This is a genomic window from Sphingomonas echinoides (genome assembly GCF_029623395.1).
Lineage (GTDB): Bacteria > Pseudomonadota > Alphaproteobacteria > Sphingomonadales > Sphingomonadaceae > Sphingomonas > Sphingomonas echinoides_A.
In genome coordinates, this window is the sequence record NZ_JAPYKK010000043.1 from 1 (window position 1) to 12914 (window position 12914).

A 12914-nucleotide genomic window follows, 5' to 3' on the forward strand; every position below is an offset into this window, starting at 1 on the left:
GGGAGGGGCTTTGCTTGGCTCAGGGCGTTTCGATGCTTTCAACCGTCAAACGGTCGTTAGTGTAGACGCAGACCTCCGCCGCGATCGCCATTGCCTTGCGGCAGATCGTCTCGGCATCGGCTTCGTAATCGACCAGCGCCCGCGCCGCCGCGAGCGCGTAATTGCCGCCCGATCCGATCGCCGCGACACCCGCCTCGGGCTCGAGCACGTCGCCGTTGCCGGTCAGGATCAGCGTCACCTCTTTATCGGCGACGATCATCATCGCTTCCAGATTGCGCAGATATTTGTCGGTCCGCCAGTCCTTGGCGAGTTCGACCGCCGAACGCAGCAACTGCCCGTGATGCTGCTCGAGCTTGCGCTCCAGCCGCTCGAACAGCGTGAAGGCATCCGCCGTCGCGCCCGCGAACCCGGCGATCACCGAGCCGTCACCGAGCCGCCGCACCTTCTTGGCATTGGGTTTCATCACCGTCTGGCCCTGTGTCACCTGACCGTCTCCGGCGATGACGACTCGACCATTGCGACGCACGGACAGGATCGTGGTGCCGTGCCACACCGTTTCGTTTCCACTCATGGAGCGCGATATGGGGCGGCGGTGCGCGCGGTGCAATCGGTCTGCCGCAGCGGCGGAGCATCTCGCGGAACTGTGCCGCTCCAGCTGCGCGGGTTTGGGTCAACCGCCGCCGCGCGGTGGGGCGCCGAATTCGGCGACCAGAGCGTCGAAGACTGCGCGGCATCGCGGGCTGTTGCCGAGGTCTTCGTGCATCACGATCCAGACACCGAGGTCGATCGCGAAGCCATCCGGCAGCACGCGGACGAGCTGCGGATCGCGCGCGGCAACCGGGAGCTGGCAGATGCCGATCCCGAAGCCCGCTCGAATCGCGGCAAGCTGCGCAACGTCGCTGTCGACTCGCAGCGCGAACGCCGCGCGGTTCAGCTCGGGGAAAAGCTCGGCAATGGCGCGGATCGCCGGGGTCTCCGTGTCGAACCCGATGAGATCATGGTCGGCCAGATCGGCGAGGGTCGCGGGCACGCCGCGACGCGCGAGATAGTCCGCATGGGCATGCAAACCGAGCGGGATCGGCGAAACCTTGCGCGCGATCAGCGATTGCTGGGTCGGTTGCACCATGCGCACCGCGATATCGGCCTGGCGCTGCAGCAGGTCATCGACGCTGTTCGACGCCGACAGCTCGAACGCGAGCGCGGGATGCCGCTTCCGCAGCCGCGCCAGCATGGCCGGGAGATGCTCGGCGCTGACCACTTCGCTCGCGCTGATCCGCACGGTTCCGGCGACCGTGTCGGCACCGCCATCCGCCGTGCGCAGCAGGGCCGCCGTGGTCGAGGCAAGCAACGCGGCGTAGGGCCTAAGCTCGATCGCGGCGGCGGTCGGCGTCAGGCCGCGCTGCGAACGCACGAACAGATCGCGCCCGATCGCCTGTTCCAGCGCGTCGATATGGCGCGCGACGCTGGGCTGGGTCAGCCCGAGGCTGCGCGCAGCGCCTGACAAGGAACCGGTCCGCAACACCGCGTCGAACGTACGATACAGATCCCAGCTCGGTGCGCTCATCTGTTCTCGTATAATCGATCCACGAATTTCGGCAATTTCGTTCAACCGGGATCGGCTGCATCTCTTCGCCACACACAGCGGAGACGAACCATGGAACGCAAGATCGCATTGGTACTGGGCGCAACCGGCGGAATCGGCAGCGCCGTCGCGCGACGACTGCGGGAAAGCGGCTGGCACGTTCGTGCGCTGCATCGCGCGCCCGACCGCGTGGCGGCACGGCATGACTTCGAATGGCATGCCGGGGACGCGATGGTCACGCGCGACGTTGCCGCCGCCGCCACGGGCGCAGCGCTGATCGTCCATGCGGTTAACCCGCCGGGCTATCGCAACTGGGACAGGCTGGTGCTGCCGATGCTCGACAACACCATCGCCGCGGCGCGCGCGAATGATGCTCGGATCCTGTTTCCAGGCACCGTCTACAATTACGGTCGCGACGCCTTTCCGGACATTGCCGAGGACGTGCCGCAGCATCCCGACACCCGCAAGGGTGCGATCCGCGTCGAGATGGAGCGACGGCTGCGCGCCTTCGCCGAGACCGAGGCGGGGCGTGTGCTGATCGTGCGCGCGGGTGACTTCTTTGGCCCCGGAGCGGCGAACAATTGGTTCGCGCAACTGGTCCCGGCGGGCAAGCGGCCCGCTGCCATCACCTATCCCGGTCGACGGGGCGTCGGGCATCAATGGGCGTATCTGCCCGACGTCGCCGAGACCATGGTACAGTTGCTGGAGACGGACGGTCTCGACGCTCTCGCCAGCTTTCACATGGAGGGGGTGTGGGACGCCGACGGTACGACAATGATCGACGCGATCTGCCGCGCCTTGGGCGATCCTGCGGTGGCCGTCCGCAAGACACCGTGGTGGTTGATGCGGCTGATATCCCCGTTCGTGCTGACGCTTCGCGAAGTGTTCGAGATGAAATATCTTTGGGACCGGCCGGTCAGGCTCGTCAACGGCCGTCTACAGGCTATGCTGGGACACGAACCGCGAACGCCGTTGGACGAGGCCGTTCGCACGACGCTCCGGGGAATGGGATGTCTTTAGACGGCTTCCCCCCGGCCTTGGCCGGGGGGTTGGACCGGACGTCAGCGCTTCGTCAGTTGGCGGCGCCCGTTTGCGCGTTCATCGTGCCGCGATCGGAGACCAACGACGGCGCGGGGCCAGTTGCCGGACGCAGCGCCTCGCGCTCCGCTGGTGTCATCGGTGCGGACATGTCGGGGCGGAAATCGGCGACCGCACGGTCATCCGCATTGCGCTTTGGATCGAGCAGATCGGTCGGCACATGGCCCTCGATTGCCGATCCCGACAATAATGCCGCAATCCGTCCGCGGGACAGGAACGCCGCGATACCGGCGCCCGCGGCCAGGGCCAAAGCGCCGATCGACCACGCCTTCCCGGTGCTCATCGGCTTCGCGGCCTTGGGCGCAGGCTTTGCGTGCGGCTGGGCGTGCGGCTTGGGCGGGGCTTTGGGATGATGCTTGTGCGTCTTGCTCATGATGAACCTCTGTAAACCTGGAGGTCCGTCAACGGTTCATGGCCGGGAGCGTTCCGGTCTGGCCGGAACGCGGCCCCCCTTGAGGGGACCGCGTCCGTCCTGTCGTCAGCGGCAGCGCGTGTCGCCGCGATCCTTGTCGATCGCCTTGCCCGCGAGCGCACCACCGACGCCACCGATCAGCGCGCCGAGCAGGCCCGAACCGCCCGGGGCGATCGCCGCGCCCAGCGCGCCACCCGCGACGCCACCGACGACCAGCCCGGTCGTGCCGTCGTTGCGGCGGCAATAATAGCGCCCGTCGCTGCCGCGATAGACGCGATCGTTGTTGGCGAGGCGGCGCTCCTGATAGCGACGGCGATCATCGCGATAATAGCGCGACGCGTCATAGCCGTTATACGCCGGATCGGGCCGGTCATAATCATATTGGGCATAGCGATTATCGCCATAATAGCCCGGGCGACCACCACCATATTCGTCGCAGCCGGCGATCAGCGTGGAAGCAGCCAATAGGCCGAGGGTGAGTGCGCGCATCAGAGAGCCTCCTGTTCGTTACGCTACAGGAATGCACGGCCGCACGAATGGTTGCCGCGCCATCCTTTCGTGCGATAAAACGCGGGCGGTGGCGGTGGCGGACTCGCGCCCCCACATGGGTGGGATGGCAAAGCTCGGCGACTGGATCGATCCGCAACCCCATGGCATTCTGGTCAAACCCGCCGACGTGTGGGTCGACCCGTCACGCCCCACCCCGCGCGCGCTGGTGACGCATGGCCATGCCGATCATGCCCGCGGCGGACACGGCGCGGTGTGGGCGACCCCGGAGACGCTCGCGATCATGGATGCGCGCTATGGCGAACAGGCCGGGCACCCGGTCGCCTACGGCGAAAGCCACCAGTTCGGCGATGTCCGCGCGACCTTCGTCCCCGCTGGGCACGTGCTTGGGTCGGCGCAGATCCTGCTCGAATATCGCGGCGAGCGGATCGTCGTCTCGGGCGATTACAAGCGCCGCCCCGATCCGACCTGCACGCCGTTCGAGCCGGTAAAGTGCGACGTGTTCATCACCGAAGCCACCTTCGGGCTCCCGGTATTTCGCCACCCCGACACCGGCGACGAGATCGACAAGCTGATCGCAGCGCTCCACGCCAATCCGGACCGGTGCGTGCTGGTCGGTGCCTATGCGCTGGGCAAGGCGCAGCGCGTGATCGCCGAACTGCGGCTGCGCGGGCATGCGGCGCCGATCTACATTCACGGTGCGCTGGAGCGGTTGTGCGCCTTGTACCAGACGCACGGCGTCGATCTGGGCGAGCTGCGCCCGGCGACGACCGCCGCCAAGGCGGAGATGATGGGGCACGTCGTAATTGCGCCGCCGGGCGCGATGGCGGATCGCTGGTCACGCCGCCTGCCCGACCCGATCACCGCGATGGCCTCAGGCTGGATGCGCGTCCGCCAGCGTGCGGTCCAGCGCGGGGTCGAGCTCCCGCTGATCCTGAGCGATCACGCCGACTGGGACGAACTGACCGACACGCTGACCGAGATCGCGCCGAAGGAAGTATGGGTCACGCATGGCCGCGAGGACGCGCTGGTCCATTGGTGCGCCACCCGCCAGATGAAGGCGCGCGCGCTGGCGCTGGTGGGGTATGAGGACGAGGACGACTGATCGCGCTCAGCATCCACCCGTCATCGCGCCACGGTTGCACGAACCCCAGCCGGGCATAGAATCTTGCGGTCGCGTCGAACTGCCGCGACGGCAGGTTGGGGTGGCGAGATCCGCCGCCTGCAAGGCGCCCTTCATCCGGGAATGTGCGGGACGGGGCTGGGCGAACACCAGAGCGCATGCGCGATCAAGCGCGGCTGCGTGCACCCGCCGGCTGGCAGCGGAAGCGGCGATCCGGGATGCCACAGTGCGAGCCGCCGCTGGATCTCGGGCATTTCCGAATCGATCACGGCCAGGGCATTGCCGTCGCCATAGCGTGTCGCGCTGCGATAGCGCAGCACCTGCCGATAGGCATTGGTCGGATCGGGTCGGTCGACCGTCATCCAGAAGCCGAAGGGCGCATCGTCGGTCGGCTCGGCGGCGATGATCGCGCCCCGCAGCGGTCCGGCTGCAACGTACCGGATTTCCTGGTTGTTGTTGCGCCGCGTCTGCCTAGCATAGGCGGGCACGAAGCGATCCCGCGCCCGATCATAGCGCAGCGCGATCGTGGCGACGCGCTGATCCCCATTCCCGCCGTGCAGGCTGGCGACCTGGATCAGCAGCAGCGCGCGCCCCGGTGTGGGCTGAACGATGCGTGCATCGTTCAGAAAATGCGGTTGCGTAAACAGGTCACCGGGGACGCTGCTGGTGAGCATCCGGTCGAGCCCCGGACGACACGTCCGTCCATTGTCGGAACTGAGACAGAGCCGGATCGCGCCGGGGACGGTGTCGCTCGGTTCGCCGAACGGATCGGCCACGGTGCCGTCTTGCGTCACCTTCAGCTGCCACCCGGGATGCGCACCGAACGGCGCGGACAGCGCGATCGACGTCAGCAGATGCCCCGTCGACGGAAAGCTTGGCGTAGCAAAGGCGGACGTACCCGCCAGCGCCGACGACACCATCCCGAAAAGCCCGATCGCGACCCGCATCGTCATCGTCCCTTCTGCCCGACTCTCCAACCGGAAGCGCCGCTCTACCCCGCCCCCAGCGCCCGCGCCCGCCGACGCTGGACCGAGCTGCCGATCCCCAGCGCCTCACGATATTTGGCGACGGTGCGCCGCGCGATGTCGAAGCCCTTCGCTTTCAGCTGCTCGACCAGCGTGTCGTCCGAGAGGATCGCATCCCCCTCGCCTGCGATCAGCGCCTTGATCGCAGATTTCACCGCCTGCGCCGAGACCGCGTCGCCACCATCGGAGGACTGGATCGCCGAGGTAAAGAAGTATTTCAGCTCGTACAGCCCGCGCGCGCACGACAGATATTTGTTGCTCGTCACGCGGCTGACGGTCGATTCGTGCATCTCGATCGCTTCGGCGACCTGGCGCAGCGTCATCGGTTTCAGATGCGCGACGCCGTGGAGGAAGAACGCCTCCTGCTGCTTCACGATCTCACCCGCGACCTTTATGATCGTGCGCTGCCGCTGGTCGAGCGCCTTGACCAGCCAGTTCGCGCTGGCAAGCATGTCGCCGAGCCACGCCTTGGACGCCTTGTCGTTCTTCCCCGAAGACAGCTCGACGTAATAGGTCCGGTTGACCAGCACGCGCGGCAAGGTCGCGGCGTTGATTTCGATTCCCCAGCCGTCCTTGCGCTTGGCGACATACAGGTCGGGCACCACCGGCTGCGATGGCTCGCCGCCGAAACGCAGGCCGGGCTTGGGATCATAGCCGCGCAGTTCGCGGATCATGTCGGCCAGGTCTTCCTCGTCGACCTGACAGATCCGCCGCAGCCGCGACAGATCGCCGCGCGCCAGCAGATCGAGGTGATCGAGCAGCTTCTCCATGCACGGATCGTAGCGATCCGCCTCGCGCGCCTGGAGCGCGAGGCATTCCGCTAGGTCGCGCGCACCGACGCCGGTCGGATCGAAGGTCTGGATCGTCGCGAGCACCGCCTCGACCTGCTCGAGCGTAACGCCCAGTCGGCCCGCGATGTCGGGCAGCGGGGCGGCGAGATAGCCGCACTCGTCGATCTGGTCGATCAGATGCGCGGCGATGAACAGGTCGGCCCCGTCCACCGCGGTTCCCGCCTGTGCCAGCAGATGATCGGTCAGGCTGAGCGTGGCGCTGGTAAAGGCATCGAGGTCGGGTCCGTCCTCGCCGCCCGCGCCCCCGCTGGTCGCGCCGTTGAGGCCGAGCGCGCCATCCATCCCCGCCCCGCCGGGCTGATCCGACACGCTGTCGTGGTGAAAGCTCTCGGCGGTGAAATCGACATCGAGCGAGGCTTCGCCGGTGTCACCGCCCTGCATCAACAATTCGTCGGCGGGCGCGGGTTCGTCGCGCGGGGCGACGTCGGCTTCGCGCTCCTGCGTGGGGCCGTCGTCGCTCGAATCGCCGGTTTCGAGCAGCGGGTTGCGCTCGATTTCCTCGGCGAGAAACCCCTCGATCTCGAGATTCGACAGCGCGAGCAAGCGAATCGCCTGCTGCAACTGTGGCGTCATCACCAGCGATTGCGACTGGCGCAGGTCGAGGCGTGGCGCGAGCGACATCGCTAGCCGGCAGCGCTCGTGCGGATCACAGCGAGAAGCCCTCGCCGAGATACAGACGACGGACGTTGGCATCCGCCACCAGTTCCTCGGGCGAACCCGTGAACAGCACGCGGCCGTCGTAGATGATGTACGCGCGATCGACGATTTCGAGCGTCTCGCGGACGTTGTGGTCGGTGATCAGCACGCCGATCCCGCGCTGCTTGAGCTGGATGATCAGGTCGCGAATGTCCGCGATCGACAGCGGATCAATCCCGGCGAACGGTTCGTCGAGCAGCATGATCGACGGATTGGCGGCGAGTGCGCGCGCGATTTCCGCGCGGCGGCGTTCGCCGCCCGACAGCGCCATCGCGGGCGATTCGCGCAGCCGGGTCAGCCCGAATTCCTCGAGCAGCGTATCGAGCCGGACCTTGCGCTCAACCGGATCGGGCACCGCGAGTTCGAGCACGCTCAGAATGTTCTGCTCGATCGTCATCCCGCGGAAGATCGAAGTTTCCTGCGGGAGATAGCCAAGGCCGAGGATCGCGCGGCGGTACATCGGCAGGCCGGTGATGTCCTGCGAATCGAGCATGATGCGCCCCGAGTCGGGCTTCACCAGCCCCATCACCGAGTAGAAGCAGGTGGTCTTGCCCGCGCCGTTCGGACCGAGCAGGCCGACCACTTCGCCCTTGCCGACCGAGACGGACACATCGGTCAACACCGGGCGCTTGTCGTAGGACTTGGCGATCGAGACGACCGACAGGCCGTTCATCACCGGCGCTTCCGCGATCGGCGGCGCGGAGTCCAGCGTAAGGCCCGGCGTGGAAGTCAGCGTATCGCTCATTGCCCGTCCCTGCTCGCATTTCGGTCTTACCGAAGCCTTACCGTGCGGCATCTGGCAAGCTTCGTGCATAAAATTGTATGTGTGATCGCCCTACGCCACTCGCCCGTGTCGGGAAAGCGCTACACGCGCGGGGGACGGAGGGATCCGTCCGGAAACCGGATCAGTTGCGCTTGGGAACCGAGAAGGTGCCGGAGACGCGACCGTTGCTCGACGTGGTCGTGCCGGGGGCGCTGGTCGATCCGCCACCGCCGACCGACGATCCGTCGATGATCGCGCGACCGGTGTCGAGGTTGATCGTCAACCGACCGCCGTTGACGGTATTCCCCGCCTGGATCAGCGTCACTGACCCGAGCATCGTGATGACGCCCTTCTTGAGATCGTACACCGCGAAATTGCTCCGCGCGGTCTGCGTCGGCCGCGTGACGGTCACCCCGCCCGATGCATCGATCCGTTGCGCCTCGGGGGACGCGCCGGTGCTGATCTGGCCGGCGTAGCTGACCGTCATGCGCTGCGCGTTGAGCGTCATCTCGGCCTGCTTGACCACGACGTTGCCCGAAAACAAAGCGCGGTTGGCCTTGTCCTGCAGTTCGATGTGATCGGCGTTGAGATTGATCGGCGCCTGCGAATTGCGCCCCTGCGCGAAAGCCGGGCCGGCACAGGCGAGCGAAAGGGTCAGCAAGGTCAGGGTGCGGCGCATGGAGCTTACTTCGTCCTTCGCGGCACGATCCGCAAGCGGGCATTACCGTCGAGCTTGACGATATGGGTTTCGAGGTCCGCTTTCATGTGATTGGCGCTGAACGTCCCCTGCGGCACCGTCCCGGTCACCGCGCCGCCGCTCTGGATCGTCTTGCTCTTGAGATCGAGCGTCGCGTCGCGCGTGGTCATATGATAGCCGCCGCTGCTGTCGACCTTCAGCGGGCCATCGATCATCACCTGCTGCGTATCCATGTCGTAATGGCCACGGTCGGCGACGATGTTGGCGGGGCCGTCGGTCAAACCGATTTCGGCGGACAGCGTGTTGAGCCGGAGGATCGGCTCGGCCGAGCTCTTCTGCACCGCCGAGCCCGCGTTGACCGCGAAGGGTTGCCCCTTGTCGTCCTGCCCGCGGTAGGTGGCCGACTGGATCCGGATCCGTTCCTGCGCGACTTCGACCTTCTTCTTGTCGAGCAGGAAACTCACGTCGCCGCCCGCATAGAGCGGCAGGACGACGACGAACGCCGCCATGATCCCGATCGCGACCGGCAGCAGGACGCGCAGCGTCGCGACCGTCCGGTCGTGGCTGCTCCCGGGCGCGGCCCAGCGCTGGCGTGCGCTCCGGATCGCGATGGCGTCAGGCATGCGCGAAGATGTCTGCCTCTGGCCAGCCGGCAAGATCGAGTTCGGCACGTGCGGGCAGGAAGTCGAAACAGGCCTGCGCCAGCTCCATCCGGCCTTCGCGGATCAGACGGCGATCGAGTTCCTCGCGCATCGCGTGGAGATAGCGCACGTCGGACGCGGCATATTCCTTCTGCGCTTCGCTCAGCACCGGGCCACCCCAGTCGGAGGATTGCTGCGCCTTGGAAATATCCTGCCCGAGGAGTTCGCGGACGAGTTCCTTCAGGCCGTGCCGGTCGGTGTAGGTGCGGATGAGCCGCGAAGCGATCTTGGTGCAATAGACCGGCGCTGCGGTCACTTCGAGATAATGGCTGATCGCCGCGAGGTCGAACCGCGCGAAATGGTACAGCTTGGTCCGCGCGGCGTCCGCGAGCAGCGCGCGCAGATTGGGTGCCGCATAGTCGCTGTCCGGGCCGAAGCGGACGAGATGCTCGTCGGGACCGCCATCGGACAGCTGGACCAGGCAGAGCCGGTCGCGCAGCGTGATGAGACCCATCGTCTCGGTATCCACCGCAATGTCCACGCCGGGCGCGAACAGGTCTGCGGGAATGTCTTCTTCGTGGAGAGTTACGCTCATCGCCCGGCCCTAGCGGCGAATCGCCCGCCGCTCAATGCCCGGCCTTGTGCCCGCGCCCTCGGCGTGCCGCGATGTTGAGCCCCTCGACCACGCCCGAAAACGCCATCGCCGCATAGATATACCCCTTGGGCACATGCACGCCGAAGCCGTCCGCGATCAGCACCGCGCCGATCATCAGCAGGAAACCGAGCGCGAGCATCACCACGGTCGGGTTGCGCTCGATGAAATTGGCGAGCGGGGTGGACGCGAGCATCATCGCGCCGACGGCGACGACCACTGCGACGATCATGATCGGCAACTGATCGGTCATGCCGATCGCGGTCAGGATCGAGTCGAACGAGAAGACGATGTCGAGCAGAATGATCTGGACGATCGCATAGCCGAACGAGAGCGTCGCTGGCCCCTTCTGGTCGATCGCGTCCGTTTCCGACTCGTCGGAGTCATTCGGGTCGATCGTCTGGTGAATCTCGGTCGTCGCCTTCCACAACAGGAAGATCCCGCCCGCGATCAGAATAAGATCGCGCACCGAAAATGCGGTTTCAAACGAAGGCTGGCCATGATCGTTAACCGCACCGGCCAAGCCGAGGTTAAACAGCGGCTCGGTCAGGCCGGCAATCCACGCAATCGTCGACAGCAGAACAAGTCGCATGACAAGCGCGAGACTTATCCCGACACGCCGCACGCGGACTCGCTGGTCCTCCGGCAACTTGTTCGAAAGCAGGGAAATAAAGACGAGATTGTCGATCCCGAGCACCACCTCCATCACGATCAGCGTGGCGAGCGCGGCCCAGGCGGCGGGGTCTGACAGGAGCGAGAGGATGGACATATGCGCGCAGCCTGTGCCGCGCTTGCAACGGTTACGCAAGATCGGTGCGAGCCGTGCCCCAATTTGGACGAATTTGTTCGCAGCGATTATATTTTTAGGCTAACACGAGTCTGTGTCACGAGCGGTTTGGTGCACAAAGCCTTGCGTCTTTCGTCCGGTGCAATGGTTGTTATAATGATGTCGGACGAAGCGGGAAGACGAACAGGGCATGAGTTTCGATAAAGGACGCCGCGGCGATCGTGGCGGGCGCGGGCGCGACAAGCGCGACGGTTTCGGCGACAGCGGCGGCTTTGACAGCGGCTTCGGTGGCGGTGGCGGCGATCGCTTCGGCGGCGGCGGCGACCGTTTCGGCGGCGGCGGTGATCGCTTCGGCGGCGGCGGCGGTGGCGGCGGTGATCGCTTCGGCGGTGGCGGCGGCGGCGGCGGTGGTTTCCGCAGCGGCGGCGGCGGCTTCGGCGGTGGTGCCGGCGGCGGCGGTGGCCGCGGGATGCCCCCGCAGGTTGTCGGCGAAGGCACGGGCGTCGTTAAGTTCTTTAACGGCCAGAAGGGTTTCGGCTTCGTCGTGCGCGATGACGGCGGTGAAGACGTGTTCGTTCACATCTCGGCCGTCGAACAGGCTGGCCTGACCGGTCTGGCCGAAGGGCAGCCGCTCGGCTTCACCCTGGTCGATCGTGGTGGTCGTATCTCGGCAACCGATCTCAAGATCGACGGCGAGCCGATGGCCGTCACCGACCGCGGTCCGCCGCGTGAGCGTGATGCCGCTGCTCCCGGTGGTCGTCCGGCTCCCGGTGGCGCGCCGCAGCGCTCGCTGACCGGCGAGAAGGCGACGGGCACCGTCAAGTTCTTCAACGCGATGAAGGGCTTCGGCTTCATTCAGCGCGACGATGGCCAGCCGGATGCGTTCGTGCACATCTCGGCAGTCGAGCGTGGCGGCATGACCTCGCTCAACGAGGGCGACCGGCTCGAGTTCGAACTCGAAGTCGATCGTCGCGGCAAGATGGCTGCAGTCAACCTGACGTCGATCGCGTAAACCCTACGCGTCCGACGTTGGTTCAGAAAACCCGGCAGGCTTTACGCCTGCCGGGTTTTTCTTTGCCCTGGCTGTAGCGGAGGTCAGGCGCGCCTGACGGCACGACGCGGTCAGCCTTTGGCAAACCGGTCGGTCGCGCGAATCAACTGATCGAGGATACCGGGCTCGCTATAGGCATGCCCCGCCCCCTCGATCAGATGGAAGTCCGCGTCGGGCCAGGCCTTGTGGAGCGCATAGGCGTAGCGCGCCGGGCACGGCATGTCGTAGCGCCCGTGGACGATCGTCCCCGGAATCCCGGCGAGGCGCCCAGCGTCCCGCAGCAATTGCCCATCCTCGAGCCACGCATCGTGGACGAAGAAATGGTTCTCGATCCGCGCGAAGGCGAGCGCGAAATGGCCATCGCTGAACGCCGCGGACATCGCCGGATCGGGCAGCAGCGTGATCGTTTCGCCTTCCCAGATCGTCCACGCCTTGGCCGCCTGCAACTGGCGCGCAGTGTCGTCGCCCGTGAGCAATCGGCGATAGGCGTGCAGCATGTCGCCGCGCTCCTCCGGCGGGATCGGGGCAACGAAGCTTTCCCATTTGTCGGGGAACATCTCGGACACGCCGAACTGATAATACCAGGCGAGCTCCGCCGGGGTCGCGGTATAGATGCCGCGCAGGATCAGCGCGCTGACGCGATCGGGATGCGTCTCGGCATAGGCCAGGGCGAGCGTCGAGCCCCACGACCCGCCGAACACGAGCCAGCGCTCGACCCCGACCAAATTGCGCAACCGCTCGATATCCTCGACGAGATGCCACGTCGTATTCGCCTCGAGCGCCGCATGCGGGGTCGATCGGCCGCAGCCGCGCTGGTCGAACAGCAATACGTCGTAACGCGCCGGATCGAACAACCGCCGGTGGCTGGGGGAGATGCCGCCACCGGGGCCGCCATGGAGGAACACCGCCGGAGTCCCGCCGGGCGTCCCGCAGCGTTCGTAATAGACGTGATGCCCGTCACCGACGTCGAGCATCCCCGTCGCATAGGGTTCGATCTCGGGGTAAAGCTGGCGCAAATCGTTCATGGGC

The 12914-nt window shown here is 66.3% G+C and carries 15 protein-coding genes; 3 read left to right on the forward strand and 12 right to left on the reverse strand.

Translation table 11 applies throughout. The features are described from left to right. Positions 1 to 19: 19 nt before the first annotated feature. Both hslV and QBJ92_RS18255 read right to left on the reverse strand, forming a co-directional pair. Positions 20 to 571: an ATP-dependent protease subunit HslV gene (gene hslV / locus QBJ92_RS18250; RefSeq protein WP_277971114.1), complete on the reverse strand. Its 552-nt coding sequence runs from the start codon at positions 569 to 571 to the stop codon at positions 20 to 22. A 99-nt stretch (positions 572 to 670) separates the two neighbouring features. Beyond that, positions 671 to 1564 (reverse strand): LysR family transcriptional regulator, encoded by an 894-nt coding sequence (locus tag QBJ92_RS18255; RefSeq protein ID WP_277971115.1) that lies wholly within the window; start codon positions 1562 to 1564, stop codon positions 671 to 673. Between the two features lie 90 nt (positions 1565 to 1654). On the opposite strand from QBJ92_RS18255, the gene QBJ92_RS18260 reads away from it, so the two are divergent. Further along, complete coding sequence (locus QBJ92_RS18260) at positions 1655 to 2602, forward strand: NAD-dependent epimerase/dehydratase family protein (protein ID WP_277971116.1); 948 nt, start codon at positions 1655 to 1657, stop codon at positions 2600 to 2602. A 52-nt stretch (positions 2603 to 2654) separates the two neighbouring features. Here QBJ92_RS18260 and QBJ92_RS18265 read toward each other — a convergent pair whose 3' ends face one another. Both QBJ92_RS18265 and QBJ92_RS18270 read right to left on the reverse strand, forming a co-directional pair. Then, positions 2655 to 3053, reverse strand: coding sequence for a hypothetical protein (locus QBJ92_RS18265; RefSeq protein WP_277971117.1), 399 nt, complete (start codon positions 3051 to 3053; stop codon positions 2655 to 2657). Positions 3054 to 3158: 105 nt separating this feature from the next. Beyond that, the gene (locus tag QBJ92_RS18270; protein WP_277971118.1) at positions 3159 to 3581 is read right to left on the reverse strand and encodes a hypothetical protein; all 423 of its coding nucleotides are present in this window, start codon (positions 3579 to 3581) and stop codon (positions 3159 to 3161) included. 124 nt (positions 3582 to 3705) lie between these two features. On the opposite strand from QBJ92_RS18270, the gene QBJ92_RS18275 reads away from it, so the two are divergent. Continuing rightward, a complete protein-coding gene (locus tag QBJ92_RS18275; protein ID WP_277971145.1) occupies positions 3706 to 4704 on the forward strand; it encodes a ligase-associated DNA damage response exonuclease in 999 nt (332 codons plus the stop codon). 131 nt (positions 4705 to 4835) lie between these two features. On the opposite strand, the gene QBJ92_RS18280 is transcribed toward QBJ92_RS18275, so the two are convergent. The 7 genes from QBJ92_RS18280 to QBJ92_RS18310 all read right to left on the reverse strand — a co-directional run bounded on the left by QBJ92_RS18280 (position 4836) and on the right by QBJ92_RS18310 (position 10816). Continuing rightward, positions 4836 to 5675: a hypothetical protein gene (locus tag QBJ92_RS18280; RefSeq protein ID WP_277971119.1), complete on the reverse strand. Its 840-nt coding sequence runs from the start codon at positions 5673 to 5675 to the stop codon at positions 4836 to 4838. Between the two features lie 38 nt (positions 5676 to 5713). Then, a complete protein-coding gene (gene rpoN, locus QBJ92_RS18285) occupies positions 5714 to 7219 on the reverse strand; it encodes an RNA polymerase factor sigma-54 (protein WP_277971120.1) in 1506 nt (501 codons plus the stop codon). A 25-nt stretch (positions 7220 to 7244) separates the two neighbouring features. Further along, positions 7245 to 7967, reverse strand: coding sequence for an LPS export ABC transporter ATP-binding protein (gene lptB, locus QBJ92_RS18290; RefSeq protein WP_277971146.1), 723 nt, complete (start codon positions 7965 to 7967; stop codon positions 7245 to 7247). Between the two features lie 232 nt (positions 7968 to 8199). Further along, positions 8200 to 8736: an LptA/OstA family protein gene (locus QBJ92_RS18295; protein ID WP_277971121.1), complete on the reverse strand. Its 537-nt coding sequence runs from the start codon at positions 8734 to 8736 to the stop codon at positions 8200 to 8202. Between the two features lie 5 nt (positions 8737 to 8741). After that, positions 8742 to 9377 carry an LPS export ABC transporter periplasmic protein LptC gene (lptC, locus tag QBJ92_RS18300; RefSeq protein WP_277971122.1) on the reverse strand — a complete coding sequence of 212 codons (636 nt, stop codon included), beginning with the start codon at positions 9375 to 9377 and terminating at the stop codon, positions 8742 to 8744. Next, positions 9370 to 9990: a ribonuclease D gene (locus tag QBJ92_RS18305; RefSeq protein WP_277971123.1), complete on the reverse strand. Its 621-nt coding sequence runs from the start codon at positions 9988 to 9990 to the stop codon at positions 9370 to 9372. The genes lptC and QBJ92_RS18305 overlap by 8 nt, the downstream gene beginning before the upstream one ends. Before the next feature lie 31 nt (positions 9991 to 10021). Then, on the reverse strand, positions 10022 to 10816 hold the full coding sequence (locus QBJ92_RS18310; RefSeq protein WP_277971124.1) for a TerC family protein: 795 nt from the start codon (positions 10814 to 10816) through the stop codon (positions 10022 to 10024). A 208-nt stretch (positions 10817 to 11024) separates the two neighbouring features. Here QBJ92_RS18310 and QBJ92_RS18315 point away from each other — a divergent pair, with 208 nt between their 5' ends. Then, positions 11025 to 11846, forward strand: coding sequence for a cold-shock protein (locus QBJ92_RS18315; RefSeq protein ID WP_277971125.1), 822 nt, complete (start codon positions 11025 to 11027; stop codon positions 11844 to 11846). A 110-nt stretch (positions 11847 to 11956) separates the two neighbouring features. On the opposite strand, the gene pip is transcribed toward QBJ92_RS18315, so the two are convergent. After that, the gene (gene pip / locus QBJ92_RS18320; protein ID WP_277971147.1) at positions 11957 to 12910 is read right to left on the reverse strand and encodes a prolyl aminopeptidase; all 954 of its coding nucleotides are present in this window, start codon (positions 12908 to 12910) and stop codon (positions 11957 to 11959) included. Positions 12911 to 12914: the final 4 nt, after the last annotated feature.